The sequence below is a fragment of the Luteibacter sp. TLI7-4A genome (assembly GCF_056754745.1).
Window position 1 is genome coordinate 1877425 of record NZ_JBPGWO010000001.1, and the last position, 26579, is coordinate 1904003.

The 26579-nt window shown below is 66.6% G+C and carries 26 protein-coding genes and 1 tRNA gene; 8 read left to right on the top strand and 19 right to left on the bottom strand.

Going from position 1 to position 26579, the window contains the following annotated elements; translation table 11 throughout:
* Positions 1–15 precede the first annotated feature (15 nt).
* Positions 16–798: a 5'/3'-nucleotidase SurE gene (gene surE / locus ACR9Y6_RS08245; protein ID WP_481280853.1), complete on the bottom strand. Its 783-nt coding sequence runs from the start codon at positions 796–798 to the stop codon at positions 16–18.
* Positions 799–912: 114 nt separating this feature from the next.
* Between surE and ACR9Y6_RS08250 the strand changes: the two genes are divergently transcribed.
* Positions 913–1455 carry a Smr/MutS family protein gene (locus ACR9Y6_RS08250; RefSeq protein ID WP_481280854.1) on the top strand — a complete coding sequence of 181 codons (543 nt, stop codon included), beginning with the start codon at positions 913–915 and terminating at the stop codon, positions 1453–1455.
* Positions 1456–1651: 196 nt separating this feature from the next.
* Here ACR9Y6_RS08250 and truD read toward each other — a convergent pair whose 3' ends face one another.
* The 9 genes from truD to ACR9Y6_RS08295 form a co-directional block, all read right to left on the bottom strand.
* Positions 1652–2668, bottom strand: a complete 1017-nt coding sequence (gene truD / locus ACR9Y6_RS08255) for a tRNA pseudouridine(13) synthase TruD (protein WP_481280855.1) — start codon at positions 2666–2668, stop codon at positions 1652–1654.
* A gap of 9 nt (positions 2669–2677) precedes the next feature.
* Complete coding sequence (gene mgtE / locus ACR9Y6_RS08260; RefSeq protein WP_481280856.1) at positions 2678–4105, bottom strand: magnesium transporter; 1428 nt, start codon at positions 4103–4105, stop codon at positions 2678–2680.
* Positions 4102–4575, bottom strand: a complete 474-nt coding sequence (gene ispF / locus ACR9Y6_RS08265) for a 2-C-methyl-D-erythritol 2,4-cyclodiphosphate synthase (protein ID WP_426287375.1) — start codon at positions 4573–4575, stop codon at positions 4102–4104. The genes mgtE and ispF overlap by 4 nt, the downstream gene beginning before the upstream one ends.
* Positions 4575–5264 carry a 2-C-methyl-D-erythritol 4-phosphate cytidylyltransferase gene (ispD, locus tag ACR9Y6_RS08270; RefSeq protein WP_481280857.1) on the bottom strand — a complete coding sequence of 230 codons (690 nt, stop codon included), beginning with the start codon at positions 5262–5264 and terminating at the stop codon, positions 4575–4577. The genes ispF and ispD overlap by 1 nt, the downstream gene beginning before the upstream one ends.
* Positions 5264–5593 carry a cell division protein FtsB gene (ftsB, locus tag ACR9Y6_RS08275; protein ID WP_371024707.1) on the bottom strand — a complete coding sequence of 110 codons (330 nt, stop codon included), beginning with the start codon at positions 5591–5593 and terminating at the stop codon, positions 5264–5266. Before ftsB ends, ispD begins: the two co-directional genes overlap by 1 nt.
* Before the next feature lie 23 nt (positions 5594–5616).
* Entirely contained in the window at positions 5617–6915 is a 1299-nt protein-coding gene (eno, locus tag ACR9Y6_RS08280; RefSeq protein ID WP_481280858.1) for a phosphopyruvate hydratase, read from the bottom strand.
* A 10-nt stretch (positions 6916–6925) separates the two neighbouring features.
* Positions 6926–7309 (bottom strand): hypothetical protein, encoded by a 384-nt coding sequence (locus ACR9Y6_RS08285; RefSeq protein ID WP_481280859.1) that lies wholly within the window; start codon positions 7307–7309, stop codon positions 6926–6928.
* Between the two features lie 95 nt (positions 7310–7404).
* The gene (kdsA, locus tag ACR9Y6_RS08290; RefSeq protein WP_481280860.1) at positions 7405–8235 is read right to left on the bottom strand and encodes a 3-deoxy-8-phosphooctulonate synthase; all 831 of its coding nucleotides are present in this window, start codon (positions 8233–8235) and stop codon (positions 7405–7407) included.
* Positions 8232–9911, bottom strand: coding sequence for a CTP synthase (locus ACR9Y6_RS08295; protein WP_481280861.1), 1680 nt, complete (start codon positions 9909–9911; stop codon positions 8232–8234). Before ACR9Y6_RS08295 ends, kdsA begins: the two co-directional genes overlap by 4 nt.
* Before the next feature lie 163 nt (positions 9912–10074).
* Between ACR9Y6_RS08295 and ACR9Y6_RS08300 the strand changes: the two genes are divergently transcribed.
* Together ACR9Y6_RS08300 and parE are read left to right on the top strand one after the other, a co-directional pair.
* Positions 10075–11874, top strand: a complete 1800-nt coding sequence (locus tag ACR9Y6_RS08300; RefSeq protein WP_481280862.1) for an aminopeptidase P family protein — start codon at positions 10075–10077, stop codon at positions 11872–11874.
* A 292-nt stretch (positions 11875–12166) separates the two neighbouring features.
* Positions 12167–14056, top strand: a complete 1890-nt coding sequence (parE, locus tag ACR9Y6_RS08305; RefSeq protein WP_481280863.1) for a DNA topoisomerase IV subunit B — start codon at positions 12167–12169, stop codon at positions 14054–14056.
* A gap of 220 nt (positions 14057–14276) precedes the next feature.
* On the opposite strand, the gene pgi is transcribed toward parE, so the two are convergent.
* From pgi to pcnB, 7 genes are all read right to left on the bottom strand, one after another.
* A complete protein-coding gene (gene pgi / locus ACR9Y6_RS08310; RefSeq protein ID WP_481280864.1) occupies positions 14277–15911 on the bottom strand; it encodes a glucose-6-phosphate isomerase in 1635 nt (544 codons plus the stop codon).
* A gap of 297 nt (positions 15912–16208) precedes the next feature.
* A complete protein-coding gene (gene panD / locus ACR9Y6_RS08315) occupies positions 16209–16589 on the bottom strand; it encodes an aspartate 1-decarboxylase (protein ID WP_426287366.1) in 381 nt (126 codons plus the stop codon).
* Positions 16590–16726: 137 nt separating this feature from the next.
* Positions 16727–17572 (bottom strand): pantoate--beta-alanine ligase, encoded by an 846-nt coding sequence (gene panC / locus ACR9Y6_RS08320; protein WP_481280865.1) that lies wholly within the window; start codon positions 17570–17572, stop codon positions 16727–16729.
* A 10-nt stretch (positions 17573–17582) separates the two neighbouring features.
* Positions 17583–18410, bottom strand: coding sequence for a 3-methyl-2-oxobutanoate hydroxymethyltransferase (gene panB / locus ACR9Y6_RS08325; RefSeq protein ID WP_481280866.1), 828 nt, complete (start codon positions 18408–18410; stop codon positions 17583–17585).
* A gap of 55 nt (positions 18411–18465) precedes the next feature.
* The gene (locus ACR9Y6_RS08330; RefSeq protein ID WP_481280867.1) at positions 18466–19560 is read right to left on the bottom strand and encodes a GlcNAc-transferase family protein; all 1095 of its coding nucleotides are present in this window, start codon (positions 19558–19560) and stop codon (positions 18466–18468) included.
* A gap of 57 nt (positions 19561–19617) precedes the next feature.
* Positions 19618–20103, bottom strand: coding sequence for a 2-amino-4-hydroxy-6-hydroxymethyldihydropteridine diphosphokinase (gene folK, locus ACR9Y6_RS08335; RefSeq protein WP_481280868.1), 486 nt, complete (start codon positions 20101–20103; stop codon positions 19618–19620).
* Positions 20100–21461: a polynucleotide adenylyltransferase PcnB gene (gene pcnB, locus ACR9Y6_RS08340; RefSeq protein WP_481280869.1), complete on the bottom strand. Its 1362-nt coding sequence runs from the start codon at positions 21459–21461 to the stop codon at positions 20100–20102. Before pcnB ends, folK begins: the two co-directional genes overlap by 4 nt.
* A 182-nt stretch (positions 21462–21643) precedes the next feature.
* On the opposite strand from pcnB, the gene ACR9Y6_RS08345 reads away from it, so the two are divergent.
* Positions 21644–21719, top strand: a tRNA-Glu gene (locus tag ACR9Y6_RS08345).
* Between the two features lie 27 nt (positions 21720–21746).
* Entirely contained in the window at positions 21747–22070 is a 324-nt protein-coding gene (gene fdxA / locus ACR9Y6_RS08350) for a ferredoxin FdxA (RefSeq protein ID WP_481280870.1), read from the top strand.
* A gap of 284 nt (positions 22071–22354) precedes the next feature.
* On the opposite strand, the gene ACR9Y6_RS08355 is transcribed toward fdxA, so the two are convergent.
* Together ACR9Y6_RS08355 and dapA are read right to left on the bottom strand one after the other, a co-directional pair.
* Positions 22355–22945: a hypothetical protein gene (locus tag ACR9Y6_RS08355; protein WP_481280871.1), complete on the bottom strand. Its 591-nt coding sequence runs from the start codon at positions 22943–22945 to the stop codon at positions 22355–22357.
* Positions 22946–22974: 29 nt separating this feature from the next.
* Positions 22975–23868, bottom strand: a complete 894-nt coding sequence (gene dapA / locus ACR9Y6_RS08360; protein WP_481280872.1) for a 4-hydroxy-tetrahydrodipicolinate synthase — start codon at positions 23866–23868, stop codon at positions 22975–22977.
* Between the two features lie 180 nt (positions 23869–24048).
* On the opposite strand from dapA, the gene ACR9Y6_RS08365 reads away from it, so the two are divergent.
* The 3 genes from ACR9Y6_RS08365 (at position 24049) to ACR9Y6_RS08375 (ending at position 26570) form a co-directional block, all read left to right on the top strand.
* Positions 24049–24609, top strand: a complete 561-nt coding sequence (locus ACR9Y6_RS08365) for a glycine cleavage system transcriptional repressor (RefSeq protein WP_306847788.1) — start codon at positions 24049–24051, stop codon at positions 24607–24609.
* Positions 24610–24634: 25 nt separating this feature from the next.
* Entirely contained in the window at positions 24635–25096 is a 462-nt protein-coding gene (locus ACR9Y6_RS08370; RefSeq protein ID WP_481280873.1) for a peroxiredoxin, read from the top strand.
* Between the two features lie 82 nt (positions 25097–25178).
* Positions 25179–26570: a PhoH family protein gene (locus ACR9Y6_RS08375; RefSeq protein ID WP_481280874.1), complete on the top strand. Its 1392-nt coding sequence runs from the start codon at positions 25179–25181 to the stop codon at positions 26568–26570.
* Positions 26571–26579 lie beyond the last annotated feature (9 nt).

Consider the following 26579-nt stretch of genomic DNA (forward strand, 5'->3'; position numbering starts at 1 on the left):
TGCAGGTTCACCACCTCAGGCCGCCTCCTCGTTGTCCATGGCCGACGACAGCGAAAGTGCCCAGCTGCTGACTTTCTCCAGCGCCTGGAAGCGCGTGAGGTCGGTATGGATCGGCGTGACCGAGACATAACCGCGGCGGACGGCATCGAAATCCGTACCGGGACCATCGTCTTCGATCTCGCCCGGCGGGCCGATCCACCACATCGCGCGGCCGCGCGGGTCGGTGGTGCGGATCGCGGGCGCCGACCGGTGGCGCTTGCCGAGCCGGGTGACTTCGAACCCGCGGATCTGCTCCCAAGGCAGGTCGGGCACGTTCACGTTGAGGATCGTGTCCGCCGGCAGCGGGTCGACGACCAGGCGACGCACCAGCATGAGCACGGCGTTCGCCGCGGCATGGAAGTGGCGACCCGAACCCTCCTGCGTCACCAGCGACACGGCGATCGCGGGAAGCCCGAGGAAACGTCCTTCCATCGCGGCCGACACGGTACCCGAATAGATCACGTCGTCACCGAGGTTGGCGACGTTGTTGATGCCGGACACCACGATGTCCGTTTCATGATCGAGCAGACCGGACAGCGCGAGATGAACGCAGTCGGTGGGCGTGCCGGCCACGCGATAGGCGCCGTTGTCCAGTCGCTGCACGCGGATGGGCGCATCGAGGGTGAGCGAATTGCTCGCGCCGGATCGGTCGCGGTCCGGCGCCACCACCGTCACCGTACCGAACTCGGCCAGACGCCCGGCCAGCACCTGGATGCCAGGGGCCTCCACGCCGTCGTCGTTGCTAACCAGAACTTGCATGCTGATCCAGATCGAAAAACGGGTGCGGCGGCCCCACCTCAGGAAAGCCGCCCGACTGTCCAAGTCTACCGGACCGGGCAGCCGGATTCACGAAAGCCCGCTAGGATGGGAGCCATGAAGCGACGCCCTTCGACGGTACATGACGACGATAGCCGTCTCTTTCGCGAGGCGATCGGCGACGTTCGCCCCATGACGCCCGTCGAAGCCGTGCCCGACCGCCCGAGGCCGGAGCCGCATCCGCACATGCGCGATGCCGACGAGGCGGCCGTGCCCGCCGATTCCCTGCTGTTCGACTATGACCCCGCCGACCTCGAGGTCGGCGAAGAACTGTCGTACTTGCGTGACGGCTATCCGCCGAAGCTCCTGAAGCAGCTCAAGCGCGGGCAGTTCAGCATCCAGGCCGATGTCGACCTGCACCAGATGAACGTGGCGGCGGCGCAGCTGACGATCGCGGAGTTCCTCGCCGAATGCCGTCGCGACGGGGTGCGCTGCGTGCGCATCATTCACGGCAAGGGCCTGCGCTCGAAGGCGGCCGGGCCGGTGTTGAAGGGACTGACCGATCGATTGCTGCGACGAAGGGATGACGTGGTGGCGTTCGCCTCGGCGCGGCCGATGCAGGGTGGCACGGGGGCGGTCGTCGTCTTGTTGAAAGGGTGACGGGTGTTTGCCTCGTCCTGGCCCGCTGCCGCGGGATCGCCGACAAGTCGGCTCCCACCGGTCCACTCATCCTCCCACAGGTCCACTCATCCTGCCGCCAGGATCATCCATCCTCGATAACGGCACGTTTCGCCGTCGTGGGAGCCGCTTCAGCGGCGATGGCTTCCCCTATGGGAGCCGACCTTGTCGGCGACGGCTACAGGGTCGCCGCGACTTCGCGGACCACCGTGGTGGCATAAGCCCCGGCGGGAAGCCCGAAGGAAACCTCCAGCGCTCCGTCTTCGAGCCAACGCCACGAGAACTCGCGCGGTTGCAGGCGCAAGGGCCTCCGCTCCTGGTCCATCCGCGCGTCGGCGAGCCCCTTGGCCAGGTCCTCATCGCGCGCCGCCACCGCGCGCTCCAACTCCCCCGCCGCGGCCGAGGCAGGCGTTTCGCCACGGCCCCACAGGGGCCCGGACGGATGGATGTCGAACCGCGCCAGCCGTTCCGCCAGCGCATCGTCGAACGGCTCGGGGCCGAACCATGAGCGTGAGCCTTCCAGCGACCATATCTCGCCATCCATCGGCGCATCCCAGCAACCGGCGGCCACGCGCTCCGCGAGCACGCCATTGAAGATATGCGAGCGCGCCGCCGAGAGCAGGATCGACCGCTTGTCGCGATCGACGCGGCGGCCGCCGAACATGGCCCGCGCCTGCGCGACGTTGTTGCCGCCAAGACCGAAGCGCTGCTCACCGAAATAATTCGGCACGCCGCGCCGGCCGATCTCGCCCAGCCGCTCGTCGGCGGCGGCGCGATCGCCTTCGATATCGCGCAACACGAGGACGAAGCGATTGCCGCGCAGCGCACCCCGCTTGATCTTGCGCGAATGCCGGCCCAGCGGACGGATCGTCACGTCGGCATGCGGAAACGCCGACCAGTCCGGGTCGGCCTTGCCCGGCAGCTGCACCGTGAACACCTGCCGGGTCACCGCGTGGCGATCCTTCATGCCCGCGTAGCCCACGTTCATCGGCGCGGTACCGGCGAACTTCGCCAACTCGCGCGCCACCCAGTCCGTGTTCGCGCCGCGCTTCTCCACGACGAGGAAGGCGTGTTCGCCGGTGCCATCGGCCTCGTAGCCGAGGATTTCCTCGACGAAGAAATCCTCGGGCGTCGAGCGCAAACGGGCACGCAGCGGCGGCACGCCGAAGGCGAAAGGAAGTTCGTTGTCGCTCATGGAAAGCCTTTACAGCAGAAACAGCGTGGCGAGGCCGAGGAAAATGAAGAAGCCACCGCTATCGGTCATCGCGGTGATGAGCACGCTCGAACCCAGCGCGGGGTCGCGCCCGAGCTTCGTCATCAGCATGGGAATACCCACGCCCATGAACGCGGCGAGCAACAGGTTGAGAGTCATCGCCGACATCATCACCAGGCCGAGCGACACGCTGCCGTAGAGCAGCCACGCGACGATGCCGATCGCGCCTCCCCACACGATGCCGTTGACCAGGGAGACCGCCATCTCCTTGCGCCACAGGCGCCGGGCCTGTGAAACACCGATCTGCTCCAGCGCCATCGCGCGGACGATCATGGTGATGGTCTGGTTGCCGGAATTGCCGCCGATGCCCGCCACGATGGGCATCAGCGTGGCCAGTGCCACGAGCTTCTCGATCGAGTGCTCGAACAGGCCGATGACGCGCGAGGCGATGAAGGCGGTGACCAGGTTGATGGCCAGCCAGGCCCAGCGGTTGCGCACGGACTTCCATACCGAGGCGAAGATATCTTCTTCCTCGCGCAGGCCGCCGCGCGACAAGGCTTCGGTTTCGCTCTCTTCACGGATGAAATCGAGCATGGCGTCGACGGCGATACGCCCGATCAGGCGCTGGTGCGCATCCACGACGGGCGCCGTGACCAGGTCGTAGCGCTCGAACGCCTGGGCCACGTCATAGGCGTCGTCCTCGGGACGGAACGTGTTCACGTCGGGCGCCATGATCTCGTGGACCATCTTCTCCGGCGAGTTCACCAGCAGCCAGTGCAGCGGCAGGACGCCGGTGAGCACGTTGTCCGAGTTGACCACGAAAAGCTTGTCGGTCTGCGCGGGCAGTTCATCGAAGCGGCGCAGGTAACGCAGCACCACCTCGAGGCTGATGTCCTCGCGGATGGTGACCATGTCGAAATCCATCAACGCGCCGACCTGGTCGTCCTCGTACGACATGGCGGCCTGCACGCGCTCGCGCTCCTGCGCGTCGAGGCTGGCCATCAGCTCGGGCAGTACCTCGGTCGGCAGGTCGTCGACGAGGTCGGCGAGTTCGTCGGCATCCAGCGGTTCGACGGCGGCGAGGATTTCGCTGTCGTCCATGTCCGCGATCAGGGATTCGCGAACCGAGTCGGATACCTCGAGCAGGATGTCGCCGTCGCGATCGGAACGCACGCGCTGCCAGACCGCGAGGCGGTCTTCCAGTGGCAACGATTCCAGCACGTCCGCCAGATCGGCCGGATGCAGGTCGTCGAGCCGTGCCTGGAGTTCCGCATCGGCGGCTTCCAGCGCGGCCTCGTCACCGTCCGGCGCGGCTCCCGCGAACGCGAGCAGGCCTTCGCGGCGACGCAGGAGGTCGACGATCGTCTCCAGCCTGTCGTGCAGGCGAGGCGTGGAGGCGCGCGGCTCGTTCTCGCTCATGCGCGCAGCACCAGCACCGTCGCCAGCGCGGCGATGCCCTCGCGGCGGCCGGTGAAGCCGAGCGTCTCGGTGGTGGTCGCCTTGATGCTGATGCGATCGATATCCACGCCGAGGTCGGCGGCGATGATTTCGCGCATGCCCTGGGCGTGCGGGCCCACCTTGGGCGCTTCGCAGATGATCGTCATGTCCGCGTTGCCGAGCACATAGCCGCGCTCGGACAACATGGCTGCCACGGCACGGACGAAGCTGCGGCTGTCGGCACCGCGCCAGCGATCGTCCGAGGGTGGAAAGTGCTTGCCGATATCGCCCAGCGCCAAGGCACCGAGCAAGGCGTCGCAAAGCGCGTGCAGCACCACGTCACCGTCGGAATGCGCCAGCACGCCTTGCCCATGCGGCACGCGCACGCCACCCAGCATCACGTGGTCGCCTTCGCCGAACGCGTGGACGTCGAATCCCTGGCCGATGCGCATTACCGTGTCCTCCCTAGAAGGAACTCAGCCAGCGCGAAATCGGCCGGCGTCGTCACCTTGATATTGTCTTCCGATCCTTCCACCAGCAGGGGCGATACGCCGATACGCTCCATGGCCATCGCCTCGTCGCTCACCACGATACCCGCCTCGGCGGCAAGGCGAAGTGCATGCGCCAACGCGGCGCGGCGGAACATCTGCGGCGTGAAGGCACGCCAGCGGCCATCGCGCGATTCGGTGGCGATGCTGTGACACCCCGCGTCGGCGCGTTTCAGGGTATCGCGCAGGGGCGCCCCGAGCAGGCCGCCCTCCCCCCTTTCCGCCAGTTCGACCAGGCGTTCGATGTCGCCGGCGCGCACGCATGGCCGCGCGGCGTCATGCACCAGCACGAATTCGTCATCCGCCACGCTGGCGGGCAGCGCATGCAGGCCGGCCAGGACCGAAGCGCTGCGCTCGCCGCCTCCGACAGTGACGAACAGCGGCTTGCCGCCGATGGTATCGGTGGACGCGAAATGCGTATCGTCGGCCGCGATGGCCACCACCAACCCGGCGATACGTGGATGGGCGGCGAGCCGTTCCAGCGTGTGATCGATGAGTGGCCGGCCGGCCAGCCACTGGTATTGCTTCGGCCGGTCGCCACCGGCCCGGACACCCTTTCCGGCGGCCGGAACCACGCACCAGAGCGCGTCCATCACTGGCCGCCGGGGGCGATGGGCGGCGGAGGCGGTGGCGCGCTGGTCGCGGCCCCCGGCTCCACCACCTGGTAGAACGTCTCACCCGGCTTGACCAGGCCCAGCTCCTGGCGCGCGCGCGCCTCGGTGGCCTGTTCGCCGTGCTTCAGGTCTTCCACGTCCGCGGCGAGCGCCTGGTTGCGCTTCTGCAAGCTGGCGTTTTCCTCGGTCTGCTTCTTGACCGACTCGCGCAGCGAATCGACCTCCGCCATGCCCCCACCGCCGACCCACAGTTTCAGCTGCAGCGCGATGAGGACGATGACGAGGATCAGGCCGATCCAGCGCAGGATTGCCGCGTTACTCAAGGCACGACTCAGCCGGGCAGCTTCGACAGGCTCGGGAAGGCGTTGCGGCCGGCGTACGTCGCCTTGGCACCGAGCGCTTCCTCGATCCGCAGCAACTGGTTGTACTTCGCCACGCGGTCGGTACGGCAGAGCGAACCGGTCTTGATCTGCGTGGCGGTGGTGGCCACCGCGATGTCGGAGATCGTGGTGTCCTCGGTTTCACCGGAGCGGTGCGAGACGATCGCCGCGTATTTCGCACGATCGGCCATGGCGATGGCCTCGAGCGTTTCGGACAGCGTGCCGATCTGGTTGACCTTGATCAGGATGGCATTGGCGATCTTCTTGTCGATGCCTTCCTGGAAGATCTTCGGGTTGGTCACGAAGAGGTCGTCACCGACCAGCTGGATACCTTCGCCGATGGCCTTGGTGAGGTGCGCCCAGCCGGTCCAGTCGCCTTCGGCCATGCCGTCCTCGATGGTGACGATGGGGTACTGCTTCGACCACGACGCCAGCGTGTCCACCCATTGTTCCGGGGTGAACACCTTGCCCTCGCCTTCCAGGTCGTACTTGCCGTCCTTGAAGAATTCCGAGCTGGCCACGTCGAGGCCGAGCAGGATGTCGCTACCGACCTTGTAGCCGGCCTTGGCCACCGCTTCCAGGATCGTGTCCAGCGCTTCCACGTTGGACTTGAGGTTCGGCGCGAAACCGCCTTCGTCGCCCACCGAGGTATTGAGGCCACGTCCCTTCAGCACCGACTTCAGCGCGTGGAAGATCTCGGCGCCGTAGCGGAGCGCCTCGGCGAAATTCGGCGCGCCCACCGGCAGCACCATGAACTCCTGCACGTCGACGTTGTTGTCCGCATGCGCGCCGCCATTGATGATGTTCATCATCGGCACCGGCAGCGAACCGCCACCGTCGACCATCAGGTACTGCCAGAGGGCCTGCTTCTTCGAAGCGGCCACGGCGTGCGCGGCGGCCATCGAGACGCCGAGCAAGGCGTTCGCGCCAAGCTTGCCCTTGTTCTCGGTGCCATCCAGCGCGATGAGCTTGCCGTCGAGGCCCTTCTGGTCCGCGGCGTCGTAACCCTTCAGCGCGGAGGCGATCGTGGTGTTGACGTTGGCCACGGCCTGCTTCACGCCCTTGCCGCCGTAACGGCCCTTGTCGCCGTCGCGCAGTTCGACCGCTTCGCGCGTGCCGGTGGAGGCGCCGCTCGGCACCGCGGCACGGCCGAAGGAACCATCGGCCAGGGTGACCTCGGCTTCGAGGGTGGGATTGCCGCGGGAATCGAGGATTTCGCGGGCGTGGATCTTCGTGATGGACGTGGTCATGCGGTTCCCGTTACGAGTTGGAATGACTAAAGAAGGTACCGACCAGCGCGAGGCTGACGGTACCGACCAGAATGAGTGCGTTCAGTCCGAGCCCGATCGCGCCGAACGTGCGGCGGCGGTCCTGCCGGCGCAGGGCGATGAAGCCCAGCACCAGCCCGACGAGGGAAAGGACGAGAAAGGCGCAGATGACGAGGCCGATGAAGCCGAAGACCGGCAGGTGCTGTTCCGGATCGCCCGATGCGACCATCAGCGCGGAAAAAACGATGCCGGCCAGGACGACGACACCGGATACCAGGCCGATGACGAACGAGGCGATGCCGTGACCCGACTGCGGCATGCGTGCCGCACGCTGGCGAGGTTCGCCGGCGTCGTGGATCGCGTTGTCCTCAGTCATCCAGCCTGCCTCCCCGGGGCCCTTGCGGTCCCGCCGTTGGAATGCCGGCGCATGGTGCGCCGGATTCCGTCAATCATACCGTTCCGGAGGAACGATCAAGCGTGGTTCTTGAATCCGCGGCGCTTCACGGCGCCATCGAGCTCCATCAGGGTCTCGAGCAATTCTTCCATCTGGTCGAGCGGCCAGGCGTTCGGGCCATCGCTCAAGGCCTTCGCCGGTTCCGGATGGGTTTCGGCGAACAAGCCGGCCACGCCGACGGCCACCGCCGCGCGCGCCAGCACCGGCACGAACTCGCGCTGGCCGCCGGAGCTGGTGCCCTGGCCACCCGGCAGCTGCACCGAATGGGTGGCGTCGAAGACCACCGGGCAGTTCGTCTCACGCATCACCGCGAGCGAACGCATGTCGGACACCAGGTTGTTGTAGCCGAAGCTCGCGCCACGCTCGCAGACGAGGATGTCGTGGTTGCCCACGTCGAAGGCCTTCTGCACCACGTTCTTCATGTCCCACGGCGCGAGGAACTGGCCCTTCTTGATGTTCACCGGCTTGCCGGCGCGGGCCACGTTCTGGATGAAGTCGGTCTGGCGACAAAGGAAGGCCGGGGTCTGCAACACGTCGACGACGGCGGCGACCTCGTTCATCGGGGTGTACTCGTGCACGTCGGTGATGACCGGCACGCCGATCTGCCGCTTCACCGCCTCGAGCACTTTCAGGCCCTCTTCGAGGCCCGGGCCGCGAAAGCTCGCGCCCGACGAGCGGTTGGCCTTGTCGAAGCTGGACTTGAAGATGAAGTTGATGCCGAGACGGTCCGTGATTTCCTTGAGCTTGCCGGCGACGTCGAGCTGCAGTTGCATCGACTCGATGACGCAGGGACCGGCGATCAGGAACAGCGGCTGGTCGAGACCAGCCTCGAAACCACAAAGCTTCATGCGGCGGACTCCTCGGAACGGATGGCGAGCTTGTCGCCGTCGCGGACGGCCTTGTATTCGCGCGCGGCACGGACGAAGCCGATGAACAGCGGGTGGCCCTCGCGCGGCGTCGAGGTGAATTCCGGATGGGCCTGGCAACCCAGGAACCACGGATGGACCTGGCGCGGCAGCTCGACGATCTCCACCAGCAGGTCGTCCATCGACTTGCCCGAGATCACCAGGCCGAGGTCCTCGAACGACTGGCGGTAACGGTTGTTGAACTCGTAGCGGTGGCGATGGCGCTCGCGCACCACGTCCTCGCCGTACAGTTCGCGCGCCAGGGTGCCGACCTTGAGACGGCATTCCTGCGCACCCAGGCGCATGGTGCCGCCGAGGTCGGAGCGCTCGCTGCGCTGTTCGGTTTCACCGGTGGCGGTGGTCCATTCGGTGATGAGGGCGATGACGGGGTCCGGGGTGTTGCGATCGTTTTCGCTGGAATCGGCCTGGGTCAGGCCTGCCGTGTTGCGGGCGAATTCGACCACCGCGGCATGCATGCCGTAGCAGATGCCGAAGTACGGGATGCCGGTTTCGCGAGCGAACTGGGCGGCGAGGATCTTGCCCTCGAAGCCACGCTTGCCGAAGCCACCGGGCACCAGGATGGCGTCGGCGTCGCCAAGCACCGCCCGCGCGCCGCGCGCCTCCACGTCTTCGGAATCCACCCAGCGCAGGTTCACCCGCGTCGACTGGTTGATGCCGCCGTGGCGCAACGCCTCGCCCAGGGACTTGTAGGCGTCCTTGTGCTCCACGTACTTGCCGACGATGGCCACGGTGACTTCATCACGCGGATGCTCGACGGCCTCGACCGTGCGCTCCCAGCTGGACAGGTCGGCCGGGCCGGCGTCGAGGCCGAGGCGCTTGATGACCAGGTCGTCCAGGCCCTGCTCGTGCAGCCACATCGGCAGCTTGTAGATGACGTCGACGTCGATCGTGCTGATGACGGCGTTCTTGGGCACGTTGGTGAAAAGCGCGATCTTGTGCCGCTCGCCATCGGGCAGCGGCTCTTCGCAACGGCACAGCAGCACGTCGGGCTGGATACCGATCGAGCGCAGTTCCTTCACCGAATGCTGGGTCGGCTTGGTCTTGATCTCGCCGGCCGCCTTGATATACGGCACCAGGGTGAGGTGCACGAACATGCACTTCTCCGGCCCGTGTTCGATGCGCAACTGGCGGATCGCTTCCAGGAACGGCAGCGATTCGATATCGCCGACGGTGCCGCCGATCTCGACCAGGGCCACGTCGAAGCCGCGGGTGGCCTCGTGGATGGAATGCTTGATCTCATCGGTGATGTGCGGGATCACCTGCACGGTGGCACCGAGGTAATCGCCGCGGCGCTCCTTGCGGATCACCGATTCGTAGATCTTGCCGGCGGTGATCGAATTCTTGCCGGTCAAACGGGTGCGGACGAAGCGCTCGTAGTGGCCGAGATCGAGATCGGTTTCCGCGCCATCGTCGGTGACGTAGACCTCACCGTGCTGGAAGGGGCTCATGGTGCCCGGATCCACGTTGATGTACGGATCGAGCTTCATCATGGTCACGGAGAGACCGCGGGCCTCGAGGATCGAGGCAAGCGACGCCGCTGCGATGCCTTTCCCAAGGGAAGACACCACACCGCCGGTGACGAAAATCAGGGGAGTCATGCGAGCAGCCAGTGCTGGAAATTTGTATTTTACCTAAGCGGGCCCCCGCTCGCGAGTGGTACCTGAATAGAAAGCCGAAGCGCCTCCTGTTCGCCCCCTGCTCCCAAACGCTCCAGGTGGGAAGCGCGCTTCCTACCGGCGCTTCTCCCGATACCATGTGCGGATGAATGCCTCCCTGATTCCCGCCCGCCTCCAGGCTCTTCGCGCCGCCATGGTCCGCGAAGGCGTCGCCGCCGTCGTCGTTCCCACGGCCGATCCCCACCTGTCCGAGTACCTGCCGCCACGCTGGCAGGCTCGCCAATGGCTGTCCGGTTTCACCGGGTCGGCCGGCACCCTGGTGGTCACCGCCACCGGCGGCGGGCTGTGGACCGACTCCCGTTACTTCGCTCAGGCCGAAAGCGAACTGGCAGGTAGCGGCCTGCCCCTGATGAAACTGAACGTCGCGCACACGCCGGAACACGTGGCCTGGCTGGCGGAACGACTCGGCGCCGGCGATGTCGTCGCCGTGGCCGGCGACAGCGTGTCCGTCGCCGGTGCCGAAAGCCTGTCGAGGCGCCTGGAAACCGTCGGCGCCCGCCTGCGCACCGACCTGGACCTGCCCGCCGCCATCTGGAGCGACCGGCCGCCACGGCCCGAGGCCCCCGTCTACGCCCACGCGGCCCCGTTCGCCACGGTCGAGCGCGCCGACAAGCTGCGCCACGTACGCACGGCGATGCGCCGGGCCGGGGCCACGCATCACCTGCTTTCCAGCCTCGATGACATCGCCTGGCTGATGAACCTTCGCGGCGCCGACGTCGAATACAACCCCGTCTTCCTGGCCCACCTCCTGATCGAGGAAGCGCGGGCGACGCTTTTCATCGACGCCGCCAAGGTGCCGGCCGGACTGAAGGTCGCGCTGGCCGCCGATGGCATCGCCCTGGCCGACTACGGCACCGTTGCCTCGGCGATCGCCGCGCTGCCGGACGACGCGGTGCTGATGTACGACGCCGGTCGCGTCGTCGTTTCCGTGTTGGAAGGCCTGCCCGCGAGCGTGAAGCACGTGCGCGCGCCGCATCCGTCGACCGCGCAGAAGGCGCGCAAGACCGTGGAGGAACTGGACCATATCCGCGACGTGATGCGCCGCGACGGTGCCGCGCTGGCCCGTGCGTTCCGGCACATCGAGGCGGCGCTCGCCGCCGGCCAGGCGCTGACGGAACTGGACGTGGACACGATCGTGCGCGCGGCGCGCGAGGCCCAGGCCGGTTTCGTGGGCGAGAGCTTCTCCACCATCGCCGGCTACCAGGCCAACGGCGCCCTGCCGCATTACCGCGCCACGGAAGCGTCGTTCAGTCCCCTCGCCGCCAAGGGGCTGCTGCTGGTCGATTCCGGCGGCCAATACCTCGGGGGCACCACCGATATCACGCGGGTGCTCGCGCTGGGTCCGGTCACCGACGAACAGCGCCGAGACTCGACCCTCGTACTGAAGGGCATGATCGCGCTGTCGCGCGCGCGATTCCCCAAGGGGGCGAGCGGACCGCAGCTGGACGCCCTCGCCCGTGCGCCACTCTGGGCCGCCGGCATGGATTTCGGCCATGGCACCGGCCATGGCGTGGGCTACTTCCTCAACGTCCATGAAGGTCCGCACGGCATCCGTCCGCCCGTCGCAGGCGGCGCGCTGGTGCCGCTCGAAACCGGGATGATCACCTCGATCGAGCCCGGCCTCTACAAGCCGGGCCGCCACGGCATCCGCCACGAGAACCTCGCCGTGGTGACCCAGGCCGACTCGACGGAATTCGGCGAGTTCCTCGCCTTCGAGACGCTGACGCTGTGCCCCTTCGACCGCCGAGGCCTGGAGCCGCGCCTGCTGGAGCCTTCGGAACGCGCGTGGCTGGACGATTACCACGCCACCGTCCGCGCCGCGCTGTCCCCGCTGCTCGATGGTGCCGACCGCCAATGGCTGGAGTGGCACTGCGCACCGCTCTAGCACGCCCCGCCCGGCCTGGCCCGGCGCCGAGCAGCCCCTTGTGGGAGCCGACTCTGTCGGCGACGGGTGCTTGCCCCGACCTTGCCCGCTGCCGCGGGATCGCCGACAGAGTCGGCTCCCACAAGGGTGGCGTACCGAAAGGTCCGCTAGTCCCACCCGGGTTCGCCATCGGATGCACCGCACCGGGAATGGCTGATCGCCAATCTCACGGGCTGACACAGGCACTCTTCAGGCTTGACCATCCTGGGGACCTGACCCCATCCTGCCCGGCTACGTCACACCCGCGAAGACCATGAATACTCGCTACAACGCCTCAGACATCGAAGTCCTCAGCGGTCTTGACCCCGTCAAGCGCCGCCCCGGCATGTACACGGACACCTCGCGACCGAACCACCTCGCCCAGGAAGTCATCGACAACTCCGTCGACGAGGCGCTCGCGGGTCATGCGAAGACCATCGAGGTCACCGTCTTCAACGACGGGTCGGTCGAGGTCACCGACGATGGCCGCGGCATGCCGGTGGACATCCATCCGGAAGAGAAGGTCCCGGGCGTCGAGCTGATCCTCACGCGCCTGCATGCCGGCGGCAAGTTCTCCAACAAGAACTACGCCTTCTCCGGCGGCCTGCACGGCGTGGGCGTCTCGGTGGTCAACGCGCTGTCCACGCGCGTTGACGTCACCATCCGCCGCGATGCCCAGGAATACCGGATGAGCTTCGCCAACGGCGATCGTGCGAGCGACCTCGAGGTGATCGGCAGCGTCCCGAAGAAGAAGACCGGCACCACGCTGCGCTTCTGGCCCGATCCGAAGTATTTCGATACTCCGCGCATCCTCGTCTCGAAACTGAAGCACCTGCTTCGCGCCAAGGCTGTGCTTTGCGCGGGGCTTACCGTGCGCCTGCTCGACGAATCCTCGGGCGAAACCACGGAGTGGTACTTCGAGGATGGCCTGCCGGATTACCTGCGCGGCGAACTCCAGGGCGCCGAGGCCTTGCCGGCCGAGTTGTTCGTGAAGCATTTCTCGCGCGAAACCGATGCGCTCGACGTCGCCCTTGCCTGGCTGCCGGAAGGCGAGCTGGTCCAGGAAAGCTACGTCAACCTGATCCCCACCGCCCAGGGCGGCACCCACGTGAATGGCCTGCGCTCGGGCCTCACCAATGCCATTCGCGAATTCTGCGACCTGCGCAACCTGCTGCCACGTGGCGTGAAGCTGGCGCCGGAAGACGTATGGGAGCGGCTGGCCTTCGTCCTCAGCGTGAAGTTGCAGGACGCGCAGTTCGCCGGCCAGACCAAGGAGCGCCTTTCCTCGCGCAGCGCGGCCGCCATCGTGGAAGGCGTGGTGCACGACGCTTTCAGCCTCTGGCTCAACCAGCACGTCGACACCGGCGAGAAGATCGCCCAGCTCGCCATCGAACGGGCCAGCGCGCGCCTCAAGGCGGCCAAGCAAGTGGTGCGCAAGAAGATCACCCAGGGTCCCGCCCTGCCCGGCAAGCTGGCCGACTGCGCGGCCACCGACCTCACCCGTACCGAACTCTTCCTCGTCGAGGGAGACTCGGCGGGAGGCTCGGCCAAGCAGGCGCGCGACAAGGATTTCCAGGCGATCCTTCCGCTGCGCGGCAAGATCCTCAATACCTGGGAAGTCGAGTCGGGCGCGGTGCTGGCTTCGCAGGAAGTGCACGACCTCGCCGTGGCGATCGGTTGCGATCCCGGCAAGGACGACCTCTCCGGCCTGCGCTACGGCAAGGTGGTGATCCTCGCCGATGCCGACTCCGACGGCCTGCACATCGCCACCCTGCTCTCGGCGCTGTTCCTTCGTCACTTTCCCTCGCTGGTCCGCGAAGGCCACGTGTTCGTCGCCATGCCGCCGCTGTTTCGCGTCGACGTGGGCAAGCAGGTGTTCTATTGCCTCGACGAGGAAGAGAAGCGCCTGATGCTGGAAAAGGTCGAGCGCGAAAAGATGAAGGGCGCCGTCAGCGTCACGCGCTTCAAGGGCCTGGGCGAGATGAATCCCGCGCAGCTGCGTGAATCCACCATCCATCCCGACACGCGCCGCCTCGTGCAGCTCACGGTCGAGACCGATGACGGCACGCAGAAGCTGATGGACATGCTGCTGGCCAAGAAGCGTGCGGGCGATCGCAAACAGTGGCTGGAAGACAAGGGCGACCTGGCGACGCTCGAGGTCTGAGGTCCGAGGTCCGAGGTCCGAGGTCGGAAGTCTGGTGGGAGCCGACCTTGTCGGCGATCCCGCGGCAGCGGGCCAGATTACGGCAAACACCCATCGCCGACAGGGTCGGCTCCCACCAAGCACGGCCGGGCGAAACCCGACAGCGACCTCTACGGTTCTGGTGGAAGCCGGCCCTGCCAGGCTCTGGCGGGAGCCGACCTTGTCGGCGACGCTCCTTGTCTTAGCGGCGGCTGCGGATCGCGGAAATCAACGCACGCGTGGCGCCGTCGAACTGGTTCAGGTCGCCAGCGTCCTTATCGTTGCTCAGCGACGGATAGATCTGCTTGGCGATCACCTTGCCCAGTTCCACGCCCCACTGGTCGAACGCGTTGATGCCCCACAGGTGGCCCAGCAGGAACACCTTGTGCTCGTACAGCGCGATCAGCGCACCCAGCGAGTGCGGGGTGAGCGAATCGAGCATGAACACGGTGCTCGGGCGGTCGCCCTTGAACGTACGCTGCGCGGCCAGCGCACGGCGCTCTTCCTCGGTTCCGGTTTTCGCTTCCGCCAGGGCCTCCTCGAAGGTCTTGCCCAGCGACAGCGCGGCCGCCTGCGCAAGCAGGTTGGACAGCAGCACGTCGTGGTTCTCGCGCAGCGGATGCGCCGGCTTCACCAGGCCGATGAACTCCAGTGGCACCGTGTCCGTGCCCTGGTGCAAGGCCTGGAAATACGCATGTTGCGCATTCGTGCCGATGCTGCCCCAGACGACCGGCACGGTCGACTCGCGCACTTCGCTGCCGTCGTCCGGATGCACGTGCTTGCCGAGGCTTTCCATCTCCAGCTGCTGGAGGTACGACGGCAGGTCGGCCAGCGAGTCGACGTACGGAACCACCGCGCGGCTACTGCGGCCGAGGATGTTGCGGTTCCAGAATTCGGCGATGGCTAGCAGGACCGGAAGGTTGTCCTTCCACTCCGCCGTGAGGAAATGATCGTCGGCCTCGGCGGCACCGGCGAGCAATTCGCGGAAGCCCTTCATGCCGATGGCGAACGCGATCGAGGCGCCCACGGCCGACCACAGCGAGAAGCGGCCGCCGACGTAGTCCCACATGGGCAGGACCTGCGAAGCGCCCCACTTGTGCACGGCCTCGTCGTTGGAACTCACGGCGATGAAATGCTTCGAGGTCTTCGCCTCGTCACCGCCGTTGGCCTTCAGTATCCAGTTGCGGAAGACACCGCCGTTCAGCAGCGTTTCCTGCGTGTTGAAGCTCTTGGAAACGAGGATCACCAGCGTGTGCGCGGGATCGAGCTTCTTCATCAGGTCGTACGCGGCCTGGCCGTCCACGTTGGTGAGGAAGTGGCTGGTGATGCCCTTGACGTGGAACTGCTCCAGCGCGTGCACGGCCAGCCGCGGACCCAGGTCCGACCCACCGATGCCGATGTTCACCACATCGGTGACGCGGCCGATCAGGCCGACCGATTCACCCTCGCCCTTGTGCACGGCATTGACGAGGAGCTCCATCTTGTCGAGCGCGTCGGCGACGTCCTTGCGGACCGCGGCCGGTGCCGCCGGATGGCGCGATGCACCACCGCGCAGGGCGGTGTGCAGGACCGCGCGGTCCTCGGAGGTATTGATGTGCTTGCCGGCGAACATGGCGTCGCGGGCGGCTTTCCAGCCGGTGCTCTCGATGTATTCGCCCACGGCGTCGAGCGCGGCGATGTCGAGCTTCTGCCGCGACACGTCGAGGAGGATCGGGCCCATGCGACGGCGCAGGCGCTCACCGCGGGCTTCGTCCTGGACGAGATCGCGGAGGGTGGTCTTAGCGAGACGGGAGGCGTGCTCCTCGAACGAGGGCAACGGTGCGTGCTTTGATTCCATGGCTTCCACTTGGCTGCAACGGAGGGGGGAAGCGGCGATGTTACCGCAGTGCAGCGTAAGTGGATTGTATGGATGTTGCGCGGTGGGGCGGCGACGGGTGGGAGAGCATCGCCGACAGGGTCGGCTCCCACCAGGGGCAAAGAGCATCGCCGGCACAGGCGGCTCCCACAGGGGCTACCGCGACCAGCAGGAACGTCGTGACCTGCAGGGATAGCGGTGACCTGGTTGGGCAACCGTGACCAGCACGACGGTCGTGACCTGGTGGGAGCCGACCCTGTCGGCGATGGCAGGCTGGCCTCAGGCGGCCTGCTTGGGAATCGAGTGGTTCGTATGCGTGATGCGATTGTTCGCATCGACGTAGACGAGGTCCGGCTGGTACTTGGCCATTTCCGCTTCGGACAGTCCGACGAAGGCGGCGATGATCACCAGGTCGCCCGTCGAAACGCGGCGCGCCGCGCTTCCGTTCACCGAGATGATGCCCGAGCCCTCTTCCGCCCGCAGCGCGTAGGTGACGAAGCGCTCACCGTTGTTGATGTTCCACGCATGGATCTGCTCGTACTCACGGATCCCCGCGGCATCGAGCAGGTTGCCATCGATGGCGATGGAACCTTCGTAGTTCAGCTCTGCGTGAGTCACCGTGGCCCGGTGGATCTTGCACTTGAGCATGTTGAGGTGCATGGCGGTCTCTGGGGTTCGTCGATTACAAAAACGCCCATTGTAACGGAGGGTTGCCCGTCCGTCGTAAGGGCTTCCTCTGTCGGTGCGCTTTATGGGGGAGCGGGCGCGGAAACGCAAGTCCCCGTTTGTGAAAGGATTCAGTCGAAAGGCAGGTTGTCGATCAAGCGGGTGGCGCCGAGCCGGGCGGCGACCAGCGCCACCAGGCCCTCCCGCTCGTCGGGACCGGGTTCGGCCAGGTCCTCGGCGCGGCGGATGGCCACGTAGTCGGGCACGAAGCCCGCCCGCTCCAGGCGCGCCTTCGCCGCCTGCTCCAGCGCCTGCCAGGCATGCCCCTGGCGAAAGAGTTCACGCATCTGCACGAGCGTGGCATGGATCTGCGGCGCCCTCGCACGTTCCTGGGGGGACAGGTACTGGTTGCGTGAACTCATGGCCAGCCCGTCGTCGTCGCGCAGGGTCGGCGCGGACATCACCTTCACCGAGAGCGAGAGGTCGGCGACCATCCGCTCGATGACTTTCAGCTGCTGGAAATCCTTCTGGCCGAACACCGCGATGTCCGGCTGGACCAGGCTGAACAGCTTGGCGACCACGGTCGCCACGCCATCGAAGTGGCCCGGGCGGTGGGCACCTTCCAGGGTGTCGGTGATGACCGGGACGTGGATGCTGACGCTCGCCGCGGGGCCGAAGGGATACATGGTGGCCACCTCCGGGGCGAAGAGGATGTCGCAGCCGGCTTCCGCCAACCCCGCCTGGTCCTGGGCCAGGGTGCGCGGGTAGCGTTCGAAGTCCTCGCCGGGGCCGAACTGGGTCGGATTCACGAAAACGCTGGCGACTACCCGGTCGGCGCGCGCGCGGGCGAGCTTCAGCAGCGAATGGTGGCCCGCGTGCAGGTTGCCCATGGTCGGCACGAAGCCGACGTTCTGGCCGGCGGCGCGCCAGCCGCGGATCGCGGCGCGGATGGCCGCCGCATCGGTGACGGTCTGCATGGTGGTGTCCTCAGGTGAAGCTGTGCTCGACGCCGGGGAAACGCTTCTCGCGCACATCCTCGACGTAGGCGCCGATGGCGCCCTGGATGGAATCGCGTCCCGCGAGGAAATCCTTTGAAAAACGGGGCCGCTTGCCCGGCGTGAGGCCGAGCATGTCGTACACCACCAGCACCTGGCCGTCGCAATCCACGCCCGCCCCGATCCCGATGGTGGGAATCGAAAGCCCTGCGGTGATCCGCGCCGCCAAGGCGGCCGGCACGCACTCGAGCACAAGCAGGTCGGCACCCGCGGCCTCCACGGCCTTCGCATCGGCCAGCAGCTTGTCGGCGGCATCCTGCGTCTTGCCCTGGACCTTGTAGCCGCCGAACTTGTTCACCGACTGCGGGGTGAGGCCAAGGTGCGCGCACACCGGAATGTCACGCTCGGCCAGCGCGGCGATCACCTCGCAGATGCGTCCGGCGCCCTCGATCTTGACCATGGCCGCGCCGCCCTGCGCGACGAGCCGGGTCGAGGCCTCCATCGCCGAGGGAAGGTCGCGGTCGCTCATGAACGGCAGGTCGGCGACCAGCAGGGTCGACGACAGGCCACGTGCGACCGCCGCGGTGTGATAGACCATCTCGTCGACCGTGACGGGCAAGGTACTCGACCGGCCCTGCACCACCATGCCCAGCGAATCGCCGACCAGGGCCACGTCGACCCCGGCGGATTCCAGTTGCGCGGCGAAACTCGCGTCGTAGGCGGTGAGCATCACGATCTTCCGGCCTTCGGCTTTCATCGTCTTGAGGCCCGGCACGGTCACCGGCTTGCGTGCCGGTGCGCTCGTTTTTTCCACGTACACGCTCTTGTCGCCTTGTTGGGTGAAAGCGGAATTGTCCGCCTACGTGAGCGGTATCTCAAGGAATCATGGGCGCGGGGAGCAGACGCGCCCGCCATGCCATCTCGTCGAGGTGCAGATCCGCCTCCGAGGGCTCCACCCCCGCCAGGGCCTCCGGGGTGGCCTTGCACAGCGCAAAGGAAATACCGGCATAGCGTTCGTAGTCCGCGAGGCTGCGCCGCCCACCCAGCCAGGCAGGGGGCGACGTGGCCGGCATCCCGTGCATGCCGAAAGCGGCTTCGGCCGCCTTCATCGAGCGCCTGCCCAGGGTCGCCCCATCCAGCGCGGTCTCGCCCCGCTTCAACGCCATGTACTGGTCGTTCCATACCTTGGGCGCATCGGCCCGTTCGTAGTAATGCCACACCACGTGCCGGTGCGGGTGGAACAAGTCGTAGCCATGCGTATATGCCCGGACCGCCAGCGTGATCTCCTCGGTATTGAAATAATGGTCGGGGTCGGCGGGGACATCCCGCACGAAGCTGCCATCGGTGAAAGCGAAGCCGCCACTGAAAAAGCGCGCCGGAACGGGTCCCTTTTTTCCCGCGGGAGAATCGATGAGGGTCGATATCGTACGTATCACGCCGAGTCCGCCGAAGCCCAGGAAGTCGATCTGGTAACCCTCGTCGCATGCTTCGGCGACGGGCTCGCCCGGCACGTAGGCTGGCGGGTGGGCCACCAGGACGGGATGCGGGCGCCGCCTGGAACGAACACTCTCCAGCAGGTCGATGAGCTCGCTGTCCCAATGCCGGGCGAAACGGTGGTGGGAATCCAGTTGCAAGGTGTAGTCCTCGCCGTCGAAGCCCCGCTGCGCCATCGCCCGTGCCCAACCGCAACCGCGCGACTCGTCCATCGAATAGTCGAGTACGTCGACCACGGTTCCACCGCGGCTCAACCGGTGCCGCAGGCGGCCTTCGAACACGCTGGTCCGAACGAGGAAGCCCGCTTCCGCGAACACGTCGCTACGCTCGCCCTCCTCGTGCTGCCAACAGACGGTCACATGCAGGCGGCCGGGACGACGAGCCCGGTCGATCATGTCGATGAGGGTGGGGATCAATTCGGGGTCCCTGTACGCAGGGATCTGCACGAAGATCGTCTTGCCGTCACGTTCGTCCATAAACGCTCCACGGGATGCCTGTCCTGGCATCGTCGATAGTACCCTCCGCGCCGGAACCTAGGGAAGCGCGACGCAATCCTTCGTGTCCACCGCCCGGAGCAGGTCCGCCACGCGTCCATGTCCGGGCACGACCTGCCCGGGGTCGAGGTCGGCCAGCGGCAAAAGGACGAAAGCGCGCTCGGCGATCCGTGGATGCGGCAGGCTCAGCCGGTCGTCGTCGAGCACCCGGTCCGCGTAGAGAAGCAGGTCGAGATCCAGCGTCCGCGGGCCCCAGCGCTCACCGTCGCGCACGCGGCCGAACGCCCGCTCGGTCTCCAGCAGGACATCCAGCAACGCATGCGGCGACAACGTGGTATCCACCGCGATGGCCGCGTTGACGAAGTCGGCCTGGGGGACCGGCCCCCACGGCGGCGTCCGGTAGAACCGGGAGCGGCCAGCAAGCGCGAGGCCTGGCTCGCTGGCGAGCCGCGCGATGGCCGCTTCGAGCCGCTGCCGGACATCGCCGAGATTGCCGCCCAGGCCGATCGAGGCGCGAACGCTCACGCCCCGCCCGAATCGCCTTTACCGCGTCCCACCGGCTTGCGCCTGCGGCGACGCTTGCGGGCGGGTGCCGTGGAGGCGGCCGTCGCCTCATGGGACGGAACGCCACCGCCGCCCAGGGCGGCCGCAAGCATTTCCGGCGGCAACTGCTGGGCGTGGGCCCACCACTCGCCGAGTTCACGCATGCCCGCCGACTCGTGGGCGCGCAGCAGCAGGAAATCGAAAGCGGCGCGGAACCGTGGATGCGACATCAGGCGGAACACGCGCTTGCGGTGGATCTGTTCGAAGCGCGGCTGCAACGCCCAGATCTCCTCCATCGTGAAGGTGAAGCGGCGTGGGATCGCCACGCGCTGGCACTGTTCGCCGACGACATGCACGGCGGCGCGCTGCCATGCCTCGTTGGCGTCGTAGCCCTGGGCGATCCAGCCATTGGCCTGGTCGCGCACCTCGCCCCACAGCAGCACCGCGTACAGGAAGGCGGGAGTGACCGACTTGCCCTCGGCGATGCGCGCATCGGTGTTGGCGAGGCCCTGTTCCACGAGCGCGCGAAGCGCGTGGTCGCCACGTTCCAGGGCGCGCGCCGTGGCCGGAAACAGGAACTTCAACAAGCCGCAGGCCTCGAGCATCTTGAAGCTCTTCAAGCCGTGCCCGGCGAGGAACAGTTTCAACGACTCGTCGAACAGCCGCGCCGGGGCGGCTTCGCCCAAAAGATTGCCCAAGGTCGCGAACGGCGCCGACGCCGCGGGATCGATGTTGAAATCGAGCTTGGCGGCCAGCCGCGCCGCCCGCAGCATGCGAACGGGGTCCTCGCGATAGCGTTGCTCCGGATCGCCGATGAGGCGCATCGAGCGGTCTTCGAGGTCGCGCATGCCGCCGACGTAGTCGCGCACGCTGAAATCGGCGATATCGTAGTAAAGGGCGTTGACCCGGAAATCGCGGCGGACCGCGTCTTCCTCGATCGATCCCCAGATATTGTCGCGAACGATCCGTCCATCGACGATGTGACGGTCGCCTTCGCCGCCCTCTTCGCCCGTGCCGCGGAAGGTCGCCACCTCGATGATCTCCGGCCCGAACACCACGTGGGCCAGCCGGAAGCGTCGGCCGATCAGGCGGCAGTTGCGGAACAGCCCCTTCACCTCCTCCGGCGTGGCGTTGGTGGCGACGTCGAAGTCCTTCGGGTGCCCGCCCAGCAGCAGGTCGCGGACGGCGCCGCCGACGAGGTACGCGGCAAAACCGGCGTCGTGCAGGCGATACAGCACGCGCAGCGCGGCCTTGCTGATGTTCTTGCGGGAAATGGAGTGCTGGTCGCGCGGAATGATGCGCAGTACCGGCGAAACGTCACTCCTGGTTTCAGAATTCAAGCGATCGAGGTCCTGGCGAGCGCTCCGGCGCCCGTTCAAGTAGCTGCCCCCACCGGCGGCCGGTGTCGGGATGAATGGGCCCAATGTAACGAATTCGACCCAGTTCGACGAGCGGCCATAAAGTCGTTGCCGGACGCCGTAATTTGGATATACTAGCGCGCTTCGTACCCCCGGTACGACCCGCTCCCTTCGTCTAGTGGTCCAGGACACCGCCCTCTCAAGGCGGGAACACGAGTTCGAACCTCGTAGGGAGCGCCACTTTCCTTCCGGCGCCGAACTGTTCGCATGACCTTTGTCGTCACCGACAACTGCATCAAGTGCAAGTACACGGACTGCGTCGAGGTTTGTCCCGTCGACGCCTTCCACGAAGGCCCGAACTTCCTCGTGATCAATCCGGACGAGTGCATCGACTGCACCCTCTGCGAGCCGGAATGCCCGATCAACGCCATCTATCCCGAGGACGACGTCCCGGCGGGGCAAGAGGGCTTCGTGGCGCTCAACGCCGAGCTGTCGAAGGAGTGGCCGGTGATCACCGAGCGCAAGGACGGCCTCCCCGATGCGAAAGACTGGGAGAACAAGCCCGGCAAGCTGGAACAACTCCAGCGCTGAGCCCCCGCCCGTTTTACGGAATGGCCTGCTCCAGTGCGGCAGGATGATGAATCCCGAAGCGTAATTCCAGGCCAACAGCATCCCGGTGGGAGGCATGTGCCCTGGTGGGAACCGACCCTGTCGGCGATCCCGCGGCAGCGGGCCGGTTGAGGCAAGCACCCATCGCCGACAGGGTCGGCTCCCACGAGGGCGGATTCCACCAGAGGCTCGGCTTCCACCGAGCGCTTTTCTTGCTAAAAAAAACGCCGCCCGAAGGCGGCGTTCACGCAGGCGAGCCGAAAGGCTTACTTGCTACCCATCCGCGACTTCAATGCATCGATCACGCGACGGACGCCATCGGCGTCGCCCTGCGCGCGGACTTCGCTGCCGGTGCCGCTCGGGGTGATCGCCAGCACGACGATACGGTTGGCGCCCTTGGCCGAGGCCGGCGCGTCCTTGGCATCCTGGTCGGCGCTCTTGCCGCCGCCGAACATGCGGCGGAACAGGCCCGGGCGGCTTTCCGGCTTACCACGGCTCGCGGCGATCTGGTACGAGCGCGCCGTGTCGTCGTGCGAAAGGACAGTGCCGAGGTCACCCACGCTGATCAGTTCACCGATGCGGCGATAGGCGGCATCCGGATCGTCGGTGAGGATGAAGCCGTCCGAGACGGGCGCGGCACCCTGGTCCGCGGCGGCACCGGCAGCGCCCGAGCCGACATCGGGAATGACCAGGGCGGCGCTGGTGGACGGCGTATCGAGACCCGGCGGGATTTCCAGCGGGGCTTCCTGCTGGGCCCTTTCCCAATCCTTCGTGGAGCGGAACGCGCCGCAACCGGAGACGACCAGGACGGACAGGAGCAGTGCCGGGACGACCAGCGCGTACGAGGTTTTCTTCATGAACTTAGGGTTCCGTTGAGAAGGTTGCTTCAGGCGGCAGACGCCAATGGTGCCAGAGCGGCGAGCGTTTCGCGCAGCTTCGCCAATGCCGGACCGGATTCCAGTTCGACCAGCGGCAGCCTCGGGGCGGCAGAACCGAGCCCCAGGGCGGCCAGGCCGGCCTTCACCGGGATCGGATTCGGCGCGCAGTTCAAGGCGTCGATCAGCGGGGCCAACCGCGCGGTTTCCCTCGCGGTCCGCGCGGTGTCGCCCGAACGGGCGGCATCGCACAGCGCGCGGAAGGCTTCCGGCACGAGATTGGCCACGACGGAGATCGTTCCCGCGGCGCCCGCCAGCATCGCCTCGTGAGCCGAGCCGTCGTCACCGCTGAGGTAGACGAAATCGGCACGGATAAGTTCCGCGAGTGCATGGATCCGCCCGGCATCGCCGCGCGCCTCCTTGATGCCGACGATACCGGGATGGTCGCGCAGCAAGGCCACGGTTTCCGGGGCGATATCGCAACCAGTGCGCGGCGGCACGTTGTAGAGGATCACGGGCAGGCCACCCTCGTCGGCCACCGCGAGGAAGTGCCTGCGCAGGCCTTCCTGTGTGGGACGCACGTAGAAGGGGGCCACCACCAGCGCGGCATCGGCGCCGAGCGCCCGGGCCCGCCGCGTGGTGGCGATGGTCTTCGCCGTGCCCGCTTCGCCGGTGCCGGCGATGACCGGAACGCGTTTGTCCACGTGCTTCACCGCGAACGCGAGCAGGCGCTCGTATTCGTCGTGTTCGAGGAAATGCGATTCGCCCGTGGAACCGGCCACGACCACCGCCTGGGTGCCGCCAGCGAGCTGCTGGTCGAGCAGCCGGCCGAAGGCGTCCAGGTCGAGGGAGCCGTCCGCGGCGAAGGGCGTCGCCAACGCGGTGATGCTTCCGGAGATGTCCAAGGTGAAACCCGTTGTCTAATCAGCCATTCGCATGTTACCGGGGCGTTTCCGGCGAGTCCATTCGGCAACTTTCCGGCCCATGGGCGTCGCGTGTCTTGCTAGCGTGCGACGCGGCCAAGTAAGCTGGCCCCAAAGCGTTGGTTCCGCGCCCCGCGGGACGCGCCATAGGTAGTTCCCGCCTTGAATCGTTCCGCAGTACGCAGCGCCACCACGGACAACCAGCTCCTCATCTCGACGCTGTCGCCGGCGCATCGCGCGCCGATCCTGGCCCTGGCCAAGCGGATAGCGGACTCTGGTTGCAACCTCGCCGATGCCCGCGTCTCCACGATCGGCAACGACACTTCGGTGATGCTCCTGGCCAGCGGCGCCTGGGACGCCGTGGCCAAGCTGGAGACCTCGCTGGGCAAGCTGGCCCGGGACGAGGAACTGCCGATCGTCCACTACCGCACCACGCCGCGCGAACCCACCGCCCACCTGCTGCCCTACCTGGTCGAGGTGATCGCCGCCGACCGGCCAGGCATCCTCGTGAAGATCATCGAATTCTTCTCGCGGCGCGACATCAGCGTGGAACAACTCTCATCCATGCGTTACCAGGCGATGCAGACCGGCGCCGAGATGTTCCAGGCGCAGATCACGATCGGCATTCCCTCGGAAACGCACATCGCCGCCTTGCGCGACGATTTCCTCGAACTGTGCGATGGCCTCAACCTCGACGCCATCATGGACCCCGTGAAATTCTGATCCGGAAGGAGCAGCAGACGTACGCATGATCTCCAAGGGCAAGAAGCTCCCCAAACTCGAAGGCACGCTCGGCGATGGTTCGACGCTGTCCCTTTCTTCGCTCAAGGGACAGTGGGTGGTGGTGTTCTTCTATCCGAAGGACAACACGCCCGGTTGCACGAACGAGGCGAAGGATTTCCGCGATCTCCACGCCCGGTTCCAGGCCCTGAATGCCGAAGTGATCGGTGTCTCCCGCGATTCGGTGCGCTCGCATGCGAATTTCGCCGCCAAGCATCAATTGCCCTTCCCGCTCGTTTCCGACGCCGACGAAGCCTGGTGCCAGGCCTTCGACGTCATCCACGAGAAAGTGCTCTACGGCAAGCGCCACATGGGTGTCGTACGCAGCACCTTCCTCATCGATCCCGACGGCAGGATCCACACGGAATGGCGCGGGGTGAAGGTTCCCGGCCACGCACAGGCCGTGCTTGAGAGTGTTCCCACCGCGTGACGAATACCGCGTCATGCGGCACCTCCCCCCGGCCGTCGCCGTGCGGCCGGTTCTCGCAACCTCTGCATGAGGTCACTTCCGCATGACCGGAAGCAAGCGCATCTACGCCCTCGACACCAACGTGCTGCTGCACGATCCGACGTCGTTGTTCCGCTTCGAGGAACACGATGTCTTCATACCGATGACGGTGCTGGAGGAACTGGACGACAAGAAGAAAGGTGGCTCCGAAGTATCGCGCAACGGCCGCCAGGTAAGCCGTTTCCTCAACGAATTGATCGAGCGCGGCGGCGGTGGCCAGGGTCTTCGCGACGGCCTGGAACTGGTCAATCCGCAAGGCATCAAGCTCAAGCGCGGCGCGGTGGGAAGGCTGTTCTTCCAGCAGCGCGCGAGCCACGGCAACGGCAAGGCCGACAACCAGATCCTCGCCTCGGTCGTCGACCTTCGCGACCAGTACCCCGACCGTCCGGTGATCCTCGTCACCAAGGACATCAATCTCCGCATCAAGGCCTCGATCTACGGCATCACCGCCGAGGATTACGAGAACGATCGCGCCCTCGACGATTTCGCCCTGCTCTTCACCGGCTCCGACGAACTGCCGGAGAACTTCTGGGAGCGTCACCCGGAACTGCGCTCGTGGAACGAGCGCGGTCGCACCTTCTACGAGGTGAGTGTCCGCGACGACGAGCTGTGGTATCCGAACCAGTGCCTGTACATGCCCGGCGAGAACGACGTCGAGCTGCGCGTGCTCGAACTATCCGGCGACGAGGATGCGCGCAAGGCCCGGCTCGTGTTGCTCGACGACCATACCCACGCCGCGCATGGCGTATGGGGGATCGCCGCGCGCAATCGCGAGCAGAACTTCGCGCTCAACCTGCTGATGGACCCGGACGTCGACTTCGTCACCCTGCTCGGCACCGCGGGCACGGGCAAGACGCTGCTCGCCCTCGCCGCGGGACTCGCCCAGGTGATGGACCAGCAGCGTTACCGCGAGATCATCATGACGCGCGCCACGGTATCGGTCGGCGAGGACATCGGCTTCCTGCCCGGTACGGAGGAAGAGAAGATGACACCGTGGATGGGGGCGCTGACGGACAACCTGGAAGTGCTCGCCAACCCGGAGGAAGGTGGCTCATGGGGCCGCCAGGCCACGAACGACCTGCTCGCCTCCCGCGTGAAGATCCGTTCCTTGAACTTCATGCGCGGGCGTACGTTCCTCAGCCGCTATCTCATCATCGACGAGGCGCAAAACCTCACGCCGAAGCAGATGAAGACCCTGATCACCCGTGCCGGCCCGGGAACCAAGATCGTCTGCCTGGGTAACGTGGAGCAGATCGACACGCCCTACCTCACCGAGACGACGTCCGGCCTCACCTATGCCGTGGATCGTTTCAAGATGTGGGCGCATTCGGGGCACATCACGCTGAAGCGTGGCGAGCGCTCGAGACTGGCCGACTTCGCTTCCGAGGCGTTGTAGGTCGCACCT

Bases quoted from the DNA above. Each gene is read 5' to 3' on its own strand.
- surE (WP_481280853.1), bottom strand. From the start codon at position 798: ATGCAAGTTCTGGTTAGCAACGACGACGGCGTGGAGGCCCCTGGCATC.
- ACR9Y6_RS08250 (WP_481280854.1), top strand. From the start codon at position 913: ATGAAGCGACGCCCTTCGACGGTACATGACGACGATAGCCGTCTCTTT.
- truD (WP_481280855.1), bottom strand. From the start codon at position 2,668: ATGAGCGACAACGAACTTCCTTTCGCCTTCGGCGTGCCGCCGCTGCGT.
- mgtE (WP_481280856.1), bottom strand. From the start codon at position 4,105: ATGAGCGAGAACGAGCCGCGCGCCTCCACGCCTCGCCTGCACGACAGG.
- ispF (WP_426287375.1), bottom strand. From the start codon at position 4,575: ATGCGCATCGGCCAGGGATTCGACGTCCACGCGTTCGGCGAAGGCGAC.
- ispD (WP_481280857.1), bottom strand. From the start codon at position 5,264: ATGGACGCGCTCTGGTGCGTGGTTCCGGCCGCCGGAAAGGGTGTCCGG.
- eno (WP_481280858.1), bottom strand. From the start codon at position 6,915: ATGACCACGTCCATCACGAAGATCCACGCCCGCGAAATCCTCGATTCC.
- ACR9Y6_RS08285 (WP_481280859.1), bottom strand. From the start codon at position 7,309: ATGACTGAGGACAACGCGATCCACGACGCCGGCGAACCTCGCCAGCGT.
- kdsA (WP_481280860.1), bottom strand. From the start codon at position 8,235: ATGAAGCTTTGTGGTTTCGAGGCTGGTCTCGACCAGCCGCTGTTCCTG.
- ACR9Y6_RS08295 (WP_481280861.1), bottom strand. From the start codon at position 9,911: ATGACTCCCCTGATTTTCGTCACCGGCGGTGTGGTGTCTTCCCTTGGG.
- ACR9Y6_RS08300 (WP_481280862.1), top strand. From the start codon at position 10,075: ATGAATGCCTCCCTGATTCCCGCCCGCCTCCAGGCTCTTCGCGCCGCC.
- parE (WP_481280863.1), top strand. From the start codon at position 12,167: ATGAATACTCGCTACAACGCCTCAGACATCGAAGTCCTCAGCGGTCTT.
- pgi (WP_481280864.1), bottom strand. From the start codon at position 15,911: ATGGAATCAAAGCACGCACCGTTGCCCTCGTTCGAGGAGCACGCCTCC.
- panD (WP_426287366.1), bottom strand. From the start codon at position 16,589: ATGCACCTCAACATGCTCAAGTGCAAGATCCACCGGGCCACGGTGACT.
- panC (WP_481280865.1), bottom strand. From the start codon at position 17,572: ATGCAGACCGTCACCGATGCGGCGGCCATCCGCGCCGCGATCCGCGGC.
- ACR9Y6_RS08330 (WP_481280867.1), bottom strand. From the start codon at position 19,560: ATGGACGAACGTGACGGCAAGACGATCTTCGTGCAGATCCCTGCGTAC.
- fdxA (WP_481280870.1), top strand. From the start codon at position 21,747: ATGACCTTTGTCGTCACCGACAACTGCATCAAGTGCAAGTACACGGAC.
- ACR9Y6_RS08355 (WP_481280871.1), bottom strand. From the start codon at position 22,945: ATGAAGAAAACCTCGTACGCGCTGGTCGTCCCGGCACTGCTCCTGTCC.
- ACR9Y6_RS08370 (WP_481280873.1), top strand. From the start codon at position 24,635: ATGATCTCCAAGGGCAAGAAGCTCCCCAAACTCGAAGGCACGCTCGGC.
- ACR9Y6_RS08375 (WP_481280874.1), top strand. From the start codon at position 25,179: ATGACCGGAAGCAAGCGCATCTACGCCCTCGACACCAACGTGCTGCTG.